The following is an 18,216-nucleotide window of genomic DNA, read 5'->3' on the forward strand; positions in this document are numbered from 1 at the left end:
GCCCATAATGACAGCTATCAAAACAACCCACGTGGGCTCCTTGCCTCGTACACAGGACGTGGTGGATTTCATCTTTGCCCGTGAACGTGAAGAGGCGTTTGAACAAGACGCATTTGACGCTTGTATGACAGCCGCGGTGTCGGAGACAGTGCGTAAGCAGGTCGAGGCGGGAATTGATGTGGTCAGCGATGGTGAGACCTCGAAAATCTCCTACGCCACCTACGTAAAGGACCGCTATACCGGCTTTGCCGGCGACAGCCCGCGCAATGCGCCGGCTGATCTGAAGATGTTTCCAGGTTTTCTTAATCGGCTCGCCGATGACGGCGGCACGCCAAAATACGCCCGACCGATGTGCGTGGGTGAAGTGCGCTCAAAAGGGCAGGGGGAGCTTGAGAAAGACATTGCCAATCTGAAGGTGGCAATAGCGGAACATGGTGCCGAGCGCGGGTTCATGAACGCGGCCAGCCCCGGGGTGATCTCGCTATTCCTGCAAAACGATTATTACAAATCGCGTGAAGCCTATCTGGCTGCGCTCGCGGATGCGATGAAGGCTGAATATGAGACCATCGTGGCCTCCGGACTGGATTTGCAGCTTGATTGCCCGGATCTTGCCCTGTCTCGTCACATGCTATTTACGGATCTCAGCGACGACGAATTCGTGAAGGTGGCAAATCTGCATGTAGAGGCGTTGAACTATGCGTTGTCGGACGTACCCGCAGATAAGGTGCGCGTGCATATCTGCTGGGGCAATTACGAAGGCCCGCATTGTTGTGACATCCCAATGGCCAAGATGTTCGACACGCTGATGGCGACAAAGTCCCGTTACGTGCTGTTTGAAACTTCAAACCCGCGCCATGGGCATGAATGGACGACGTTTCGGGACCGGAAGGCGGATATTCCCGAAGATAAGGTGCTGGTGCCCGGCGTGGTCGATACCACCACCAATTTCGTCGAACACCCCGAGCTGGTGGTACAAAGGATTACGCGCTTTGTAGATATTGTTGGCGCAGATCGGGTGATGGCCGGATCTGATTGCGGGTTCGGCACTTTTGCGGGCTTTGGTGCAGTGGATCCAGACATTGCCTTTGCCAAGCTTGCAGCCCTGTCGGAAGGGGCAAGTTTGGTCAAATGACACCGCTTCTGCTGCTTCCCGGCATGATGTGTGATGCCCGGCTATATGGCCCTCAGATGGACGTGCTGTCGGGCCGGATCCCGATCATGACCTGCCCGATTGGTGGTCAGGATAGTATGGCGGATTTGGCTGCTGATATTCTGGCGTATGCCCCACCGCGTTTTGCCATCGCAGGCCTCTCCATGGGCGGGATCGTAGCGATGGAAGTTTTGCGCCAGGCCCCGGACCGGGTATTGGGGATCGCGCTGATCGACACCAATCCGCTGGCCGAGAAAGACGAGGTTAAAGCACGCCGCGTGCCGCAGATAGAGACCGTCCGAAATGGTGGTCTTCGGACCGTCATGCGTGAGGAGATGAAGCCCAACTATCTCACGGACGGCCCGCAGCGTGGTGCAATCCTCGATCTCTGCATGGATATGGCGATGGACCTCGGTGCTGACGTTTTCATTAACCAATCCAAAGCGTTGCGAGGCCGGATTGATCAAAGTGACACATTGCGCGGTTTCACTCGACCCGCTCTGGTGCTCTGTGGGCGGGAGGATGTGCTCTGCCCGGTGGAACGCCATGTATTGATGCATGATCTGCTGCCGAACAGTCGGTTGGAGATCATTGAAAACGCGGGGCATCTGCCCACGCTGGAACAATCCGACAAAACAAATGCAGCGCTGATCCGCTGGCTGGAGGAGCTATGAACCCATCCCTTCTGGACCTTCTGAAAAAGGTGGATACGCCCACCGTCTGCAATGCGATCGAAGTGGCGCAGGGCAAGCGTGGTTTCAATGACTTCACTCGTGGCACAATGCTGTGTTCCAATCCGGAAGGAGGCGCGATGGTCGGTTATGCCCGTACTGCGAAGATCGCTGCGGTGAACCCGCCTGAGGAACCGCCTGAGGTGATCAAGGCGCGGCGAATGGATTATTACCGCCACATGTCCGAAGGACCGCGCCCGGCTGTGACGGTGGTCGAGGATGTGGATTACCCGAACTGCATCGGTGCCTATTGGGGTGAAATCAATACCAGTGTGCATAAGGGCTTTAGTATCAGTGGAGCATTGACCAACGGCGTTATGCGTGACCTTGGCGACCTGCCGGATAATTTTCCTGTAGTGGCGGGCTCCATTGGCCCCTCGCATGGATTTGTGCATGTGAAAGAGATTGGCACGTCCGTTGAGATCTTCGGGCTCACGGTGAAAGATGGAGACCTTGTGCATGCCGACCGCCACGGTGCGCTGGTCATTCCACCAGAGGTCGTTCCCGCCTTGGAGGAAGCCATTATAAAACTGCTCGACACCGAAAAACTGGTGCTGGACCCGGCCCGCGAAGACGGGTTCGATTTCGAGGCGTTTGAGAAAGCTTGGGCTGCGTTTGAAGCTGCACGGACGTAAAAGACTGATATTGGTCGCTCTCAACTACATGCTAACTCAACTGCATTTCGAAATCCAAAGGCGGGTGGCGATGAGTGATAACAACAACAAGAACCCTATCTCTAACCTTTGTGGTTCCCATTACTCTCTCAAAAAACGGGGTGCGAATTACCCCCATGTGAGCGTGCCGAGAAAGGACCCGCAGGGGGTTGGTAGTTGCTTTCCGGTAAGCTCCATCAAAATACCACGCCCGCATCTCGCAGCGCGGTCGCAGTCACCAATCCAGACCGAATCAGATGCCGCGCAAGTTGCGCCGAGATCGCTGCTTGGGGAATATACGCTCCCTCCTTGAGTTTCTGTGCCCAGAAGTGTGCGACGTCGTCGAGCGTTTTTGCAGCAGGTTCGCCAACTGCTTTTGCAGGGAAATCCTCCCACCTCGCATTCTTCAACCAGTTGTCGGCGTATGCGAGGTACATCGGTTTATTCCCATCATTCTCTTCACGATAGCTTTTGGCGGCTTGCACAATCCGATGGGAATCAACTCCACCCGACACGGCTTGATCAAAAAGTTTCCGGCATTGGCTTTCATTCCTCGTCCTTGGATGTGTCACCCAAAACTTAGAAAACCCATTCTCGTTTTGTGCGGCGGTCACGCCGTCAACACATGGTTTCTTTTCTGGTTCCTTTACAGGTTTAGTGTCCGGATTCTGGACCCGGCTAGATGTGGTTTTCGGACACGGCTTATGTTCATTTCCGGACTCGGTTCCGGGTTTGGAAACTGGACGGATTTTGCCATTTTTCGCCATCGTTTTTTGTTTTTTCGCGGATGGATCTACCCGGACAAAACCTTCTTCGAAGGGGAAGAAATAGCGTGTGGTCTCCTGGCGCTTGGTCTCTTCATTCCACTGCGGTATCCGCGCAATCAATCCAGCCTCTTCCAGAAGGTTCAGGTTCTCATTTACTGTCGAGCGAGCGCCTACGCTCTCAGCGATATACCCTTGACTCGGGAAGCAGCCGTTAACCGTGTTGTGAGTATTTGCCAGTACCAAGAGCAGAAGCTTTGGGCCAGATTTTAACTTATGCCGCTTTATCGCGGCAAAAGCCCAATCGGTTGCTTTGCGGCTCATTGGGCCGCCCCCCAAATCGTGCCGACAAACATCGTTTGACGACGCTCACACTGCTGATATGAGTTGGAACTGAGAAAGATAAGTCTTGGTTTTCTTATCTCTGGCAGTCTTGGAACTTTCCACTCCAAGTATTTGGAAACTAATACTTCAAAGCGTCCTTCAGGGATCGCCATTATATCAAAGGTTTGCATCAAAGCGCCCGAGGGTTTGGGCGCAATGATGGTGTTTTGCTGAGGTCAGATAAATTCTGCCTTTGGTGCTGCTTCGGGCTTGGCGACGGCAAGCGCTTCGGTCAGGTCGACGCTGCGGTCGAACAGGGCGCGCCCGATGATTGTACCCGACACATGCGGAACATATTGGAGACGCGACACATCGTCGATGTCGTTGATTGTGCCGCGGGCAATCACCGGTGCATTTGCTTCGCCGGCGATCTGAGTGATCAGTGCGAGGGTGTCTTCGGCATCACCGATATCCGCGTCAATGTCGGTGATTACGATGGCGGCCAGGGGGTCGCCTTTGAACTTTTCCAGGAAACCTGAGGCATCAAAGGCGCTTTTGTTTTTCCAACCATCGCTGACAACTTTGCCTTCGTAAACGTCGACGGCCAACACAATCTGGTCTGGATGAAGTGATGCAGCTTCTTTCACCAGTTCGGGCTGATAGACCGCAAGCGACCCCAGAACAACGCGTGCGGCGCCGTGGTCGATCCATTCGGCAATTCGTTCAAGCGTTTTCACGCCGCCACCAACCTGCACCGCTATGCCAACCGTGCGGATGATTTCACGGATCACTTCGTCGTTGCGGTGATCCCCCGACATCGCATCAAAATCGGTGATCTGAATGGCTTCGGCACCGGCTTCCGCATATTCCAGCGCGCGTTTTACCGGATCCACATGCCAGATTTGTGGCTCTTCCGTACGTCCGCGAAACAGGCTGACACAGCGCCCGTCGAGCAGCTCGATCAGTGGGTAAATTTGCATTTGGATCTCCCTTTCCATTTGGCACTTGTGTTCCAAGCCACAGCAGGCGCGATTTCCGTCCGGTCGTCGGATTTGGAAACGACACGAAATGTGCGGAAACAGACGGACACGCGCAGAAAAGGCTGCAGGGATGTCAGTATAGCACATGAAGGGGCACAGGCGGGGACCGTCAACCAAGGAGTGATTCTCGGTCAGCCTAGCGTTATGGGCACCAATTCTTCTCGGATCTGTAATCCGGGTTGAGAGGGTCATACGTGCTTGCAGATCTCCAGAAACTCCGAGATGGCAGCCGCGTAGGCTTCGGGCTGCTCAACCGGGCCCATGTGACCTGATTTGCGGATCAGCTTGAAATGTGTCCCCGGGATGAGGTCGGCCAATTCGCGTACGAGATCGGCGGGGGTCGAGCCATCTTCGCTGCCTGCCGTGACAAGTGTGGGCAGGGTCAGCCGTGCGGTGCTTTCATAAAGGTCGGTGTCTGCAATTGCCGCCATGCAGCCGAGGTAACCTGCCTCTGGCGTAGCCCTCATGATCTCAGCAGCATTCAGTATAAGCTCAGGGCGATCACGGTGGGTTGCGCGCGCAAACCAGCGCTGCATGTTGGGGCCGACCAATGCCTCCACACCTTCTTTGCGCACGATATCCACCCGCTCTTCCCAGATGGCGGGCGTTGCGATTTTCACCGCGGTGTTGGATAGGATCAGCGCGCGGACAAGATCCTTGCGTTCTGCGGCCAGACCCTGCGCGATGATGCCACCAATTGAAATGCCGACAAGGGCGCTGTCTTTTACCCCAAAACGGTCGAGTGCCGCGGCTGCATCTTTAACCAGATCCCCCATTGGATAGGGGCCGTCAGGGCAGGGGCTTTGCCCATGTCCACGCATATCCATACGGATCACCCGCAGGTCATTTGGCAGATAGGGTAGCACGGCATCCCACATGGTCAGATCTGCTCCGAGAGCATGGGCGAAGACCAAGGCAGGGGCATCGTGCGGCCCCTCGTCCACCACATGCAAGCGGACGGGGTCTTCTCCTGGCAGGATCATTTGCCACCCCGAAGGGTCAGATGTGCCATGATCTGCCCGTGGTCAGAGGCGAGTTTGTTGTAGGGCGCTTCTGGGTGCGAGCCATCGGTGATGTGATCATTCAGCACACTGAAATAGGTCATATCCGCGATGCGATCCCGGTTGTCAGGGTGGAAATCCCGGCTGAGGAAGATCTGGTCGATGCTTTCAAAAACGCCCCCAAAGCTGGCGGTATAAACCATGTCGCGCAGAGATTTTCGCACAAAGAGCTTCTCAGCTGAATGCAGGCGTACTTTTTCGACCGCTGCAGTGATCTGTGCGTTTTCCTTGATGGAATAGCGATCGCTCGGGCTTTTCGCATCATGGCGCAGCATCCAGGAATAGTTTTTGAACGGCACCTCACCCGAGATGATCTCGGAACTCACCGCATGTTCGCCGTCGTTGAAATCACCCAGAACCACCACCGGATTGCCTGCCTCGATCTCTTCAACCACCAGTTTGCGCAGAACCCAGGCTTCGGTCATGCGCCGCATGGCAGAGCGCGCCGCACCCAGAGCGCGGGCGACAGGGTCATAGGTGGTCAGGTCGGCTTCTGGGGCAAACTCCGCACCTTCGGGCCGCAGAAATTCGCCGAGTTTTGATTTCAGGTGGCAGTTGAAAAGCGTGATCACCTTCCGGTCGTCGCCCTCACCGATCGGGATCCGCACTTTCAGGATCGGACGCGACAGGCGTGACAGGCGATACTCCCCTCCGTCTCCGGAAAAGAAAATGACAATCGGGGTTTCAAGATCCTGAATGATCTCAGGTGCGCCCACAAAGCCAAATCGCGACAAGACAGCCAAACCCGGTCTGCGTTTGCCGGGCGCACCGTCATTTGCATTGGGGGCAAAGGCGATGTGATCAATGCCCCAGGGTTCGACCTCGAGCTTTCGGAAAATCGCTTTGCGGTGATAACGCTTGGATCGATCCGGGATGGTGGCCGCGTTGAGTGCCGATGCCCTCCGGTTGGCTTCCTTCACCACATCCAGCAATGCGTCTTCTTCAAAAACCTCCTGAAAGCCGATCACGTCAGCATCCAGCGACAACATCTGGTCCGCCATCCAATCCCGTTTCCAGGCGTATTCTTCAGGCGTGTAGGACATGAACTGGTAATACTCCTGATCAGCCCCGATCAGGTTTTTCACGTTGAACGAAGAAATGGTAAAATCACTCATGACAAGTCTTCCTTTAGGGCCCGCTGAAATACAGGCATATCTACATTGCCGCCGGTGGCCACGACAATAACGGTTTCACCTTGGAAGGTCTGAGGTTGAAACAACGCTGCTGCAAGCGCCGCAGCCCCTCCCGGTTCCACGACGATCTTCAACCTCTGCCACGCCAGCGCCATTGCACGCAGGCAATCATCTTCACTGACCACAAGGCCGGGGCCACACAAGCGCTGCATGATGGGCAAGGTGATATGCCCCGGGCTGGGGGTGATGATGGCATCGCAGAGCGAGCCCGCAGTTCGTTCATTGCGCTGCACCTCTCCGGTGGCAAGAGAGCGGGCCACGTCGTCAAATCCCTCCGGCTCCACCGGATGCACGCGCATCTCCGGCGCCTCTGCTTCCAGAGCCAATGCCACCCCAGAGGTCAGACCACCTCCGCCGCAGGGCACCAGAACGGACGCCAAATGTACTCCCAGTGCCGCTGCATCCTCGGCGATCTCAAGCCCCACAGTGCCTTGCCCAGCGATCACCTGAGGCTCATCAAATGGCTTGATCAGAGTGAGGCCCCGCGTTGCCGCAAGCTCTGCCCCAATCGCATCCCGGTCCTCATTCGCACGGTCGTAAAGCACAACTTCGGCCCCTAGGGCGCGGGTATTTTCGATTTTTAGCTCCGGCGCGTCCGATGGCATGATAATCACCGCGCTGGTCCCAAATTCCCGAGCTGCCAGCGCCACCCCTTGCGCATGGTTGCCAGAGGAAAAGGCGATCACCCCTCGCTGGCAGGTCTCATCATCAAGCGCTGAAAGTGCAGCACGCGCGCCCCGATATTTAAAGCTGCCGGTATGTTGCAGGCATTCCGGTTTAACCAAAACCTGACGTCCGGCGATCTCGTCCAGAAAGGGCGAAGACAACAGTGGCGTGCGTCTCGCGTGCCTCCTGAGCCTTTGTTCGGCGGCGCGGATCATTTCAATATTCATGGCAAATATCCAACCAGGAGTGGATGACAGCAAGAGCCTCCGGTTCATCCAGAAACGGCACATGGCCCCGGTCCGCCACCTTGGCATAGCGCAGATCGGGGTTGCGGGATTGCATCTTGGAAACTGTGGTGTCTGTGAGCAGATCTGAATTTGCCCCGTGGATCAGCGCCAAAGGCAATCCCTTGAAGGCATCGTAGAACGGCCAGAGATCCGGCATCGGCTGTGCTCCGGCCTCCTCCACGGCGGTTCGTAGCGCCGGATCATAGCGGTTCTCCCATTTCCCGTTCAGGTCTTCATAGAGATAGGAAACCTCTTCCTCCCAGCGCGCATCCGGCACATTGTGAAACCCCGCTTGCTCCATTGCGGCCTTGCGCATTGCCACAATCGACCCAAAGGCACGCCAGGATGGGCGGCGTCCCAGATAGGACATGATATAAGTCAGCCCCAGTGGATCGAGATCCGGGCCAATGTCATTCAAGCAGACACCAATCAACCGGTCTTTCACCGTGGCCGCCAACCCCATCGCAATCAACCCTCCGCGCGAGGTGCCGAGGATCGCCGCGCGTTCCAGACCCAAATGATCCATCAGCGTAAGGGCATCCTGTGCTTCCTGCGGGATGGTGTAGGTTGAATGTGGGGCCCGATCCGAGTGCCCCCGTCCGCGATAATCCATGCGGATCAGGCGTACGCCCTTCAGATGCGGGGCCACGAAGTTGAAATCATTGGAATTGCGTGTCAGCCCCGACAGCGCCAAGACCGGCAGCCCCTCCCCTTCATCGCGATAGGCAATCTTCACCCCATCTGCTGCGACAAACTTCTGCATCCATACCTCCAATTGCTTTTCCGGCAAGAAAGCACGGAACATGCCGAGGGTCCACACTCCTCATTTTCTGCCGAGAAATGTCCTGGAGTGAATTGACCGCAGGGGCGAAGACGGGCGGGCGCAGCTTGCAATAAAAAAAGGCCGCCCAAGGGCAGCCTTTCATGATCACGTATCTTGCGAGATTACAGATTGTCCGGCTGCGGCATACCCAGCACATGGAACCCGCTGTCCACGGTAATGATCTCTCCAGTGGTGCAATTGCCGTAATCCGAAGCAAGATACACTGCGGTGCCGCCCACAGCCTCTAGGGTCGCGTTCTGACGCAAGGGAGCGTTCTGTTCGGTGTGGCGAAATGTTTTTCGTGCTCCGCCGATCGCGGCCCCGGCAAGCGTTTTCATCGGACCGGGCGAAATGGCGTTCACGCGGATCCGGTCCGGTCCGAGGTCGTTGGCCAGATAACGCACAGACGCTTCAAGTGCTGCCTTGGCAACACCCATGACGTTGTAAAACGGTGTCACCCGGTTCGAACCACCATAGGTGAGCGTCAGGATCGTGCCGCCATCGGTCATCTTCGGGGCCACCCGTCGAGCCACCTCGATCAGCGAATAGCAGCTGATATCCATCGAGTTCTTGAAGTTTGCCCGCGAGGTGTCGACGAACCGGCCCGCCAGTTCGTTCTTGTCGGAGTAAGCAATGGCATGCACGACGAAATCGATGCTGTCCCATTTAGAAAACAGATCGTCGAACCCTTTGTCCAGCGCGGCATCATCCGTCACATCCATGTCGACCAGCAGGTCCGAACCGACACTGGCCGCCAGTGGGGCTACCCGCCCACCAAACGCGTCGCCCTGATAGCTGAAAGCAAGCTCCGCACCTTCATTGGCCATCGCCTGCGCAATGCCCCACGCAATCGAGCGTTGGTTGGCAACCCCCATGATGAGGCCCCGTTTCCCTTGCATCAGTCCTGCCATGTCACGTCCTCAATCTAATGTCTGAAATCAGTCTTTGTATATGCTTAGGATCATCGACCCGTTGGTGCCGCCAAAACCGAAGCTGTTGGTCATCACACTGTCCAGCCCGGCGTTTTCCACCAGTGAGGTTGCGATCTCGCCTTCATTGATGCCTGGATCCAGGTTTTCCACGTTGATCGATGGTGCAATGAAATCATTGTCCAGCATCAGCAAGCAGTAAACGGCTTCCTGCGCACCGGTTGCCCCCTGCGAATGACCGGTCATGGATTTGGTCGAACTGATCGGTGGGGTGGTCCCTTCACCAAACACGCGGCGTACTGCTTCCACTTCGCCCACGTCCCCAACCGGGGTCGAGGTGCCGTGTGCGTTGATATAGCCCACCTTGCGGCCTTCGGGCAGCATGTCCATAGCCAGACGCATTGCGCGCTCGCCGCCCTCACCGGACGGGGCCACCATGTCGTGACCATCGGACGTTGCACCATAGCCGGTGACTTCAGCATATATTTTAGCGCCACGCGCTTTGGCATGTTCCAGATCTTCCAACACCAGAATGGCGCCACCGCCACCGATCACGAAACCATCGCGATCGGCATCAAACGCGCGCGAGGCTTTCTCGGGCGTGTCATTGTATTTCGAGGACATTGCGCCCATTGCGTCAAAGAGGCATGAGAGTGTCCAGTCAAGCTCTTCACCGCCACCGGCGAACATCACATCCTGTTTGCCCATCATGATCTGCTCCGCCGCATTGCCGATGCAATGCAGTGAGGTCGAGCAAGCCGAAGTGATCGAATAGTTCACGCCCTTGATCTTGAAGGCCGTTGCCAGATTGGCTGAAATGGTCGATCCCATACATTTCGGCACCGCAAACGGCCCGATGCGTTTGGTGGCTCCGGATTTCAGGGCGGTCTGGTGCGCGGCAAACATGGCGCTGGTTGACGGTCCACCAGAGCCGGCCACAAGACCGGTGCGCGGGTTGACCACATCATCCTCACCCAGACCCGCATCAGCAATCGCCTGGGTCATCGCAATATGCGCATAGGCGGCACCCGGCCCCATGAAGCGCAAGGTGCGCTTGTCCACATGCTGGGTGATGTCGATATCAGGCTTGCCTGCGATCTGGCTGCGGAATCCGTGCTCTACCATGTCTTCATTGGCGGTGATGCCGGATTTGCCCGCCTTCAATGAGGCCAGAACTTCTTCCGCATTGTTCCCGATGGCCGAGACAATGCCCAGACCGGTGACGACTACACGACGCATATGCGCACTCCTTTGGTTGCCCCAGATCTTCGGCAGGGGCAGGGTATTGATCAGCTCTCGGAAAGAGCCACTTTCATGTCCTTGACCTGATAGATCACTTCGCCATCGGCTTCGACAATCCCGTCAGCCACACCCATGGTCAGACGGCGGGTTTGGATCGCCTTGGTGAAGTCGATCCTATAGGTCAGCATCTTGCGATCTGGACGTACCATTCCGGTCAGTTTTACTTCGCCGACACCCAGCGCATAACCGCGCCCCTGCCAGCCGCGCCAGCCGAGGTTGAAGCCGGTCAGCTGCCACAGACCATCGAGGCCCAAGCAGCCCGGCATGATCGGATTGCCGGGGAAGTGACAGTCGAAGAACCACAGGTCGGGGGTAATGTCGAATTCTGCCAGCACGTGACCCTTGCCATGTGCACCGCCGTCGCCGGAAATCTCGGTAATCCGATCCATCATCAGCATCGGAGGAGCAGGAAGCTGCGCGTTGCCCGGGCCAAAGAGCTCGCCGCGTGCGCATTTCAATAGATCTTCCTTGTCAAAGCTTGTCGGATAGTCCGCCATCAACCGCCCCATATCTTGTGTCATTTCGTCCCTTCTCCTCTATCACCCGCACAAAGCCGGACGCAAGGGCAGCAGGGCGTTGTGGCCCAGAAAACAGGGTTGGTGTTACGCTTTGATCCTACACATGTAAAAAACCATGGAAACCTGCACAAAGGGCCTTTATATTACCGCCCACTCGTACGGAAAACACCATGACGCACTCTGTAACACTTCTCGAAGAAACCTGGCTGGCCAGTGCTGGCCTGCGCCCAACCCGTCAGCGGTTGTCGCTTGCGCATCTTCTGGTCGGGGATGGTGAGCATCGCCATGTCACCGCAGAAAGCCTTTATGAGGCATCGCGCGACAGTGGTGAGAAAGTGTCACTGGCCACAGTCTACAACACTCTGCGCGTCTTTTCCGAAGCTGGGTTGTTGAGGGAAATCACTGTGAACGGAGCGCGCAGCTATTTTGACACCAATGTGTCGAACCACCCGCATTTCTTCTGGGAAGATAGCGAAGAGCTGATGGACGCCCCCGCCGACGAATTGGAAATTGCCCGCCTGCCAGACGCCCCCGATGGGGCCGAGATCAGCAAGGTGGACGTGGTGATCCGCCTGCGCCGCAGCTGACATCCAGACCTCGATATTCTAAGAATCTCCAGAAATGAGATCGCCGCCCCCGCGCGACCCAACCTGCTTTTTTCTTGCTGAAAATACCTTGGGGTGTGCCGCGAATGCGGTGAGGGGCAGCGCCTCTTCAGGCTCACGAAGTGAGCCACCGGAAGGAAACTCAACCGGATCCCTGAGCGGGGAATTGCCGCGACCACAGAGGGTCGCGGCAATCGTTTAGCCGATCGACACGACTTCGAAATCAAAGATCAGCGTCTTGCCCGCCAGCGCGTGGTTGGCGTCCAGGGTTACGCTTTCATCGGTCAGTGCGGTGACAGTCACCGGCACCGGTTGACCTTGCGGGCCGGACATCTGCAATTGCAGACCAACTTCCAGCGGGATCTCTGCCGGGATCTCATTGCGTGGAACATCCATGACAGCTTGATCGTGGCGCTGGCCATAGGCTTCTTCCGGGGCAATGGTCACCTTTTTCTTCTCACCAACAGTCATGCCGGGCAGCGCTTTGTCGAGACCGGGAATGATCATGCCGGAACCCACGGCAAACTCCAGCGGTTCGCGGCCTTCGGAACTGTCAAATACGGACCCATCTTCAAGCGTGCCAGTATAGTGAATGCGCACGGTTGCGCCTTGGGTGACTTCGGTCATGGGGGCCTCATTGTATAGGGAAATGAATGGACGAGGCCGCAAGCGGATCACGCAACGGGTGCTCGTATGAGATCGGGACAAGATAGAGGGGCAGGCGAGGATGTAAACCGATTAGTCGTTGCACTGTCCTGCGAGGAATTGTTTGTCTTGAGGTAAAGGTAGGAAGCGGACGGCAGCATAACTCCAATAGTATGGGGTGCCGTCTACAAACGCGTAGGCGTGTAGCTCATATGGCCAGCCGTCTCGTATCGACGTAAGCAGACTTTGGGCTTCGAAACAGGTGACGGACAACCGTTCGGCCTCTTGGGCCATCAGGGTTTGCACTGTTCTGTTGGCGACTGGATAGGCCACTGACGTTGCTACGATCAGAGCAGGTAAGAGCGCATGCCTGCGCCAATTCGAGACCAGTAAGTTGGTAAGCAGGAAAAATGTGGTGCCCGAAGCAATTCCTGACATCAAAGCGGGTCGAAGATAGGGAAACTCCACCCATATAGAGGCAAGCCAATTTGGGAAGGCTGCCAAGAAAACAGGAGGGGCAAAGAATACTACAAAGAATTCCAGCCCTCCATCGGCACCGAAAAAGGTAGTAAAAAATAGACCAAACAGAGTTAGCTGTGCAAGCAGTGCCGCCCAGAGCGGGTAAGGTGATCGACCGATTAGGGCGCGTCGTGCGGGGCGAACAAGAACCGGGTACCACCAAAGCAAAATCGACAGGCCAAGGGCAAGAGCCCAGCCGAGCATATGCATCTTAAAACCACTGCCCCGGTTCCATCAGCCCCAGATCCATAAGCTGCTTTGACGACCAGTCGAACTCTGTCGAATTGTGCCATTTGAACGTGTGGATGTCGAACGTGGAGCCCGCGTTGGATTTCAGCGCTTTGGCAGTGCGGAAACTGGCGATGGCCACGGTGATATTATTGTGCCACGGGCAGGCATAGGTGTTGTATTCTTCGTCGTTGAACGTGTGGTCGGCACGCAGTTTCAACCCGGGCTTCGCGCGAAACAGGGAAATTCGGTCAATCTTGCGACGCGGTGCGGGGATATGTTCCTCAAACCGCCATCTGAGCCCGCCAAAAAAGTCGTATTGACGATCTTTCATGTGACCCTCGCGGGCGGGATCTTCGCGTCCAAGAGCATAATAACCTGATCTGTCCATCAACGCGTTTTCCAGCGAAACCGCGTTTGGATGCTGCTCGAGATCCTCTGCATACAGATCGATGACATAGGTGAGCACCGCATTGCGCCGCTCCTCGGTGTGGAACGCGAGAAGTTCGCCGATCAAACGCGTTTCGCAAAAGGGGTGGAACAGGTATTCGGCATTGAAACAATAATAGAGCCAGATGCCTGGTGCTGCGGCAATTACCTTGTTTACGGCATTGGTCAAAGCATTATCGCGTGACGTGTTGAAGTCGATCCGGTGGATCATTTCCTCTAGTGTTTTGGGGATGTCGAGTTCAACCGGGGCAAAGACCAGAAGCGATTTGAAACCCGCAAGATGGTGATGGCGAATGGTGCTTTCCACTTCCACCAGATCTTCGACAAAGATCATCCCCACCGGCCCCTTTGCAAGCGCTGCGGGGCTTGATTTCAGAAACTCGTTCAAACTGGTGTAACGCATGACCTGCTCCCATCCCGCATGATCATGCGGTCCCGCGGTTAAAAAATCACGAAATCATGGGGATTTGCAAGTGAGCCGTCGCAAAGGTGCGGATTGGGTCGGCCCTGACCAGGTCCGGATGTGTCTCAGGCGTTGCAGGGCAAGGCGGATTTGTGTAGGAGAGCGCCTTGACCCCTGCTGTGATACCCTGTCACTGCTGGCCCAGACCCACCGGGAAGACGCACCATGTCCGACACGAAAATCGATCCGAAGAAGCTTTTCATCCGCACCTATGGCTGCCAGATGAATGTGTATGACAGTGAACGCATGGCCGAAGCGCTGGGCGCGGATGGGTATGAACAGACGGACAGCCCCGATGATGCGGATATGATCCTGCTGAACACCTGCCACATCCGAGAGAAGGCAGCCGAAAAGGTTTATTCCGAATTGGGCCGGTTCAAAGGGTTGAAGGCGGAGAACCCGGATCTGAAGATCGGTGTGGCCGGTTGTGTTGCCCAGGCCGAAGGTGAAGAGATCATGCGTCGTCAGCCGCTGGTCGATCTGGTGGTTGGTCCGCAAACCTATCACCGTCTGCCCGCAATGATGGAGCAGGTGGCGAAGGGGGAAAAGGCGCTCGACACCGATTTCCCTGAGGAAGACAAGTTCGAACACTTGCCCAAACTGCGTGGCACCAAGGCCAAGCGCAACCCGGCGGCGTTTTTGACTGTTCAAGAAGGCTGTGACAAATTTTGCGCCTTCTGCGTGGTGCCTTACACCCGCGGGGCAGAAGTCAGCCGCCCGGTGGAACGTATCCTTCGTGAAGCCAATGATCTGGTAGAGCGGGGCGTGCGCGAAATCACCCTCTTGGGGCAGAACGTAAACGCCTATCACGGTGCTGGTCCCGATGGCGACTGGTCGCTGGCCAAGCTGATCTGGGCCTTGAACGACGTGGATGGGCTGGAGCGCATCCGCTTTACCACTTCGCACCCTAACGACATGGAAGACGATCTGATTGCCGCCCATGCAGAGTGCGACAAACTGATGCCGTACCTGCACCTGCCGGTGCAGTCGGGATCGGATAAGATCCTCAAGCGAATGAACCGCAGTCATACCGCCGAGAGCTATCTGCGGCTGATCGAGCGCATCCGTGAGGCCCGTCCTGACATCCTGATCTCGGGCGACTTTATTGTCGGTTTCCCGGAAGAGGATGATCAGGATTTCGAGGACACGATGGCGCTGATCCGTGAAGTGAAATATGGCCAAGCGTTCAGCTTCAAGTATTCCACCCGTCCGGGCACCCCGGCAGCTGAACGTGCTCTGGTGGATGATGCGGTAGCAACCGAGCGGCTGTACCGCCTTCAGGCGCTGATCACCGAGCAACAGCGCGAAGTTCAGGACAGCATGGTTGGTCGTGAAGTGGGGGTTCTTTTCGAAAAGAAGGGGCGTCTCGATGGGCAGATGGTCGGGAAATCGGACTATCTTCATGCCGTGCATGTGACCGGGGATGTTTCTGTCGGAGATTTGCGTCGTGTGAGAATCACCCAGAGCGGACCGAACTCTCTGGGCGGTGTGCTGGTCGGCTGAAACGCCGCCGGACCGTCTTGAAATCACAACAATCCTGATGTGCAGTCGGCATTGTGTCGGCCGTGGATACAATATTATTTAAAAACAATCTCTTAGGCTTCATTAACTTGCTGATTGAGGCGGAAGTGTGTCATTTTTTGGGCGACACTGTAGGGGTGTGGTGTCGAGTTGTGGGGGGAAAGAGGGGAAGTAGTGACATTATTTCGCAATCTATTATCTGGTGCTGCCATTGTCTCAGCCTTGTCGCTGGGATTGGGCGCCGCACCTTCGTTGGCCCAAAATGCACCGCCTGTTTATGGTACCGTCAACTGGGGTGTCTGGGTGGATCATGATGGCTGTATGCATTGGTGGGCTGATGGTGGCCTTGAAGGCTACATGATTGATCGGGTCGACCCGAAGACCGGCAAGCCGGTATGCCTGGCCAAAAATACCTGCCTGGTGGAAAACACCGATACGCTGTTTGCAACAGATAGCGCCCGTCTGACCCGGTCAGGCCGCGCGCGGCTGCAACATTTCTTTTCCGCAGCCAATGCGTTCGGATATGCCATTTACGGTCATACCGACAGCCGTGCATCTGACGGCTATAATATTCGCCTGTCCAAACGCCGTGCTGCGGCTGTGGCGAAGGTCGCCAGATCCGTTGGAGCGGTTGTCGAGCGCGAAATCGGTTTTGGCGAACGTCAGCCGCTGGTGCCAAACACTTCCGCCGCAAACATGCAGAAAAATCGCCGCGTCGAAGTGGTGTGCTATACGTGGGATGACAAATGATGGTGAAACCTGTTTTTCCGCTGATGATCAGCGTTTCTCTGGTTCTTTCTGCCTGTGTGGCCGGTAGCGGGCTGCAACGCTATGAGGGCAACCCCAATGCCGTGATTGCTACCAGTCAGGATCGCGGTCATGACAGTCAGAACATCACCGATGGACATGCCGCAATCGTTTACGATCCTGATGGTTGTCAGGGCTGGCTGATCGACGACGGGGTCGAAGGCTATGCGGGCCGCCGATTTGATCCAAAGACGGGGTTGCCGATTTGCAACAAAAAATACCCGCCGGGAACTGTGGTGGGCCAATATCAATCTGATAGTCCGGGTATCAAAGATTACGTTCCAGACAACGGAAATTGATCCACTCTTTAAGAGCGTATTGAAAAGTCGGAAGGCCGTTGGATATCCAGCGGCCTTTTTCCCCGCCATCATTTTTGTTGCCAATCTGGTGAAGAATTTGCGAGGGGGCTTGCGCTTCCGCCGCTCTCTTGGCACCCTTCCCTTATGAGCAATGCTAACGGAGACCGTCTTGGGATTTGAGAACATGACTGCTGCACCGCCCGCCGTGGAACACGAGCATGAGGTGTTGCTGGAATTCCCTGACAACCGGCTTTTGATTGATCTGTGTGGTGAGTTTGATCGCAACCTGACCCAGATCGAAAGCCATCTTGGCGTGCAAATCATCCGACGCGGCAATCAACTGGCGGTTATGGGCGAGGCCCGTGACAAGGCAGGGGAAGTGCTCACTGCGCTTTATCAGCGACTGGAAGCAGGGCGCATGATCGAATCCGGCGATATCGACGCAGAGATTCGCATGGGAGGCTCGCAAGAAGGTACTGGTACGCGCGACGGTGACCAGATGGAAATGTTCAAGCGCGGCGATGTCGAGATCAAGACGCGTAAGAAAACCGTCGAACCGCGCACCGAAGCACAGAAATCCTATGTGCAGAACCTGTTTGAAAACGAGCTTGCTTTCGGTATTGGCCCCGCCGGCACCGGTAAAACCTATCTCGCCGTGGCGGTTGGGGTGAATATGTTTCTGGGCGGCCATGTGGATAAGATCATCCTGTCGCGCCCCGCGGTGGAAGCTGGCGAACGTCTGGGGTTCCTGCCCGGTGACATGAAAGACAAGGTCGATCCCTATATGCAGCCGCTATACGATGCGCTGGGCGATTTTCTGCCCAGCAAGCAAGTGGCCAAGCTGATTGAAGAGAAACGCATCGAGATTGCGCCGCTGGCGTTTATGCGCGGGCGCACGCTGGCAAATGCCTTTGTGGTGCTGGACGAGGCGCAGAATGCAACCACGATGCAAATGAAGATGTTCCTGACCCGTCTGGGCGAAGGGTCGCGCATGGTGATTACCGGCGACCGTAGCCAGGTTGATTTGCCGCGCGGGGTGCAGTCTGGGCTGCGGGATGCGGAAAAACTCCTGACCGGCATCGACAAGATTGCCTTTAACTATTTCACCTCAAAAGACGTGGTGCGTCATCCGCTTGTGGCCAAGATCATTGAGGCGTATGACGCGGCAAGTGAACGTGAACAGGCGCGCAAGGCGGAGAGCGCAGGGGGCTCTGCCCGCCCTGATGCGTAGCGGCCCT

The 18,216-nt window shown here is 56.3% G+C and carries 20 protein-coding genes; 8 read left to right on the forward strand and 12 right to left on the reverse strand.

Going from position 1 to position 18,216, the window contains the following annotated elements:
- Positions 1 to 7 precede the first annotated feature (7 nt).
- The 3 genes from O2N63_RS15495 to O2N63_RS15505 are packed head-to-tail and all read left to right on the forward strand — an operon-like array spanning position 8 to position 2,516.
- Entirely contained in the window at positions 8 to 1,132 is a 1,125-nt protein-coding gene (locus O2N63_RS15495) for a cobalamin-independent methionine synthase II family protein (protein WP_271055202.1), read from the forward strand.
- Positions 1,129 to 1,824: an alpha/beta fold hydrolase gene (locus O2N63_RS15500; RefSeq protein ID WP_271055203.1), complete on the forward strand. Its 696-nt coding sequence runs from the start codon at positions 1,129 to 1,131 to the stop codon at positions 1,822 to 1,824. Before O2N63_RS15495 ends, O2N63_RS15500 begins: the two co-directional genes overlap by 4 nt.
- On the forward strand, positions 1,821 to 2,516 hold the full coding sequence (locus tag O2N63_RS15505) for an RraA family protein (RefSeq protein WP_271055204.1): 696 nt from the start codon (positions 1,821 to 1,823) through the stop codon (positions 2,514 to 2,516). The genes O2N63_RS15500 and O2N63_RS15505 overlap by 4 nt, the downstream gene beginning before the upstream one ends.
- A gap of 215 nt (positions 2,517 to 2,731) precedes the next feature.
- Here O2N63_RS15505 and O2N63_RS15510 read toward each other — a convergent pair whose 3' ends face one another.
- The 9 genes from O2N63_RS15510 to fabA form a co-directional block, all read right to left on the reverse strand.
- On the reverse strand, positions 2,732 to 3,622 hold the full coding sequence (locus O2N63_RS15510; RefSeq protein ID WP_271055205.1) for a helix-turn-helix domain-containing protein: 891 nt from the start codon (positions 3,620 to 3,622) through the stop codon (positions 2,732 to 2,734).
- 236 nt (positions 3,623 to 3,858) lie between these two features.
- Positions 3,859 to 4,602 carry a 1-(5-phosphoribosyl)-5-[(5-phosphoribosylamino)methylideneamino]imidazole-4-carboxamide isomerase gene (locus tag O2N63_RS15515; RefSeq protein ID WP_271055206.1) on the reverse strand — a complete coding sequence of 248 codons (744 nt, stop codon included), beginning with the start codon at positions 4,600 to 4,602 and terminating at the stop codon, positions 3,859 to 3,861.
- 248 nt (positions 4,603 to 4,850) lie between these two features.
- Positions 4,851 to 5,645 carry a 3-oxoadipate enol-lactonase gene (gene pcaD, locus O2N63_RS15520; protein ID WP_271055207.1) on the reverse strand — a complete coding sequence of 265 codons (795 nt, stop codon included), beginning with the start codon at positions 5,643 to 5,645 and terminating at the stop codon, positions 4,851 to 4,853.
- Complete coding sequence (locus O2N63_RS15525; protein WP_271055208.1) at positions 5,642 to 6,838, reverse strand: endonuclease/exonuclease/phosphatase family protein; 1,197 nt, start codon at positions 6,836 to 6,838, stop codon at positions 5,642 to 5,644. Before O2N63_RS15525 ends, pcaD begins: the two co-directional genes overlap by 4 nt.
- Positions 6,835 to 7,809, reverse strand: coding sequence for a threonine ammonia-lyase (locus O2N63_RS15530; protein ID WP_271055209.1), 975 nt, complete (start codon positions 7,807 to 7,809; stop codon positions 6,835 to 6,837). Before O2N63_RS15530 ends, O2N63_RS15525 begins: the two co-directional genes overlap by 4 nt.
- On the reverse strand, positions 7,799 to 8,674 hold the full coding sequence (locus O2N63_RS15535) for an alpha/beta fold hydrolase (protein ID WP_271055210.1): 876 nt from the start codon (positions 8,672 to 8,674) through the stop codon (positions 7,799 to 7,801). Before O2N63_RS15535 ends, O2N63_RS15530 begins: the two co-directional genes overlap by 11 nt.
- Before the next feature lie 140 nt (positions 8,675 to 8,814).
- Positions 8,815 to 9,603 (reverse strand): enoyl-ACP reductase FabI, encoded by a 789-nt coding sequence (locus O2N63_RS15540; RefSeq protein ID WP_271055211.1) that lies wholly within the window; start codon positions 9,601 to 9,603, stop codon positions 8,815 to 8,817.
- Between the two features lie 27 nt (positions 9,604 to 9,630).
- Positions 9,631 to 10,860, reverse strand: a complete 1,230-nt coding sequence (fabB, locus tag O2N63_RS15545) for a beta-ketoacyl-ACP synthase I (protein WP_271055212.1) — start codon at positions 10,858 to 10,860, stop codon at positions 9,631 to 9,633.
- Between the two features lie 50 nt (positions 10,861 to 10,910).
- Complete coding sequence (gene fabA / locus O2N63_RS15550) at positions 10,911 to 11,420, reverse strand: bifunctional 3-hydroxydecanoyl-ACP dehydratase/trans-2-decenoyl-ACP isomerase (RefSeq protein ID WP_271055265.1); 510 nt, start codon at positions 11,418 to 11,420, stop codon at positions 10,911 to 10,913.
- A 191-nt stretch (positions 11,421 to 11,611) separates the two neighbouring features.
- On the opposite strand from fabA, the gene irrA reads away from it, so the two are divergent.
- Entirely contained in the window at positions 11,612 to 12,028 is a 417-nt protein-coding gene (irrA, locus tag O2N63_RS15555; protein ID WP_271055213.1) for an iron response transcriptional regulator IrrA, read from the forward strand.
- 216 nt (positions 12,029 to 12,244) lie between these two features.
- On the opposite strand, the gene O2N63_RS15560 is transcribed toward irrA, so the two are convergent.
- From O2N63_RS15560 to O2N63_RS15570, 3 genes are all read right to left on the reverse strand, one after another.
- Positions 12,245 to 12,673 (reverse strand): FKBP-type peptidyl-prolyl cis-trans isomerase, encoded by a 429-nt coding sequence (locus O2N63_RS15560; RefSeq protein WP_271055214.1) that lies wholly within the window; start codon positions 12,671 to 12,673, stop codon positions 12,245 to 12,247.
- A gap of 111 nt (positions 12,674 to 12,784) precedes the next feature.
- Positions 12,785 to 13,420: a hypothetical protein gene (locus tag O2N63_RS15565; RefSeq protein WP_271055215.1), complete on the reverse strand. Its 636-nt coding sequence runs from the start codon at positions 13,418 to 13,420 to the stop codon at positions 12,785 to 12,787.
- 1 nt (position 13,421) lies between these two features.
- Complete coding sequence (locus tag O2N63_RS15570) at positions 13,422 to 14,291, reverse strand: hypothetical protein (protein WP_271055216.1); 870 nt, start codon at positions 14,289 to 14,291, stop codon at positions 13,422 to 13,424.
- A 225-nt stretch (positions 14,292 to 14,516) separates the two neighbouring features.
- Here O2N63_RS15570 and miaB point away from each other — a divergent pair, with 225 nt between their 5' ends.
- The 4 genes from miaB (at position 14,517) to O2N63_RS15590 (ending at position 18,209) form a co-directional block, all read left to right on the forward strand.
- On the forward strand, positions 14,517 to 15,854 hold the full coding sequence (gene miaB / locus O2N63_RS15575; protein ID WP_271055217.1) for a tRNA (N6-isopentenyl adenosine(37)-C2)-methylthiotransferase MiaB: 1,338 nt from the start codon (positions 14,517 to 14,519) through the stop codon (positions 15,852 to 15,854).
- A 192-nt stretch (positions 15,855 to 16,046) separates the two neighbouring features.
- Positions 16,047 to 16,622 (forward strand): OmpA family protein, encoded by a 576-nt coding sequence (locus O2N63_RS15580; RefSeq protein ID WP_271055218.1) that lies wholly within the window; start codon positions 16,047 to 16,049, stop codon positions 16,620 to 16,622.
- Entirely contained in the window at positions 16,619 to 16,978 is a 360-nt protein-coding gene (locus tag O2N63_RS15585) for a hypothetical protein (RefSeq protein WP_271055219.1), read from the forward strand. The genes O2N63_RS15580 and O2N63_RS15585 overlap by 4 nt, the downstream gene beginning before the upstream one ends.
- Positions 16,979 to 17,162: 184 nt before the next feature.
- Positions 17,163 to 18,209, forward strand: a complete 1,047-nt coding sequence (locus O2N63_RS15590; protein WP_271055220.1) for a PhoH family protein — start codon at positions 17,163 to 17,165, stop codon at positions 18,207 to 18,209.
- The last annotated feature ends 7 nt before the right edge of the window (positions 18,210 to 18,216 follow it).

The organism is Aliiroseovarius salicola (assembly GCF_027891095.1).
In the GTDB taxonomy this organism is placed as follows: domain Bacteria; phylum Pseudomonadota; class Alphaproteobacteria; order Rhodobacterales; family Rhodobacteraceae; genus Aliiroseovarius; species Aliiroseovarius salicola.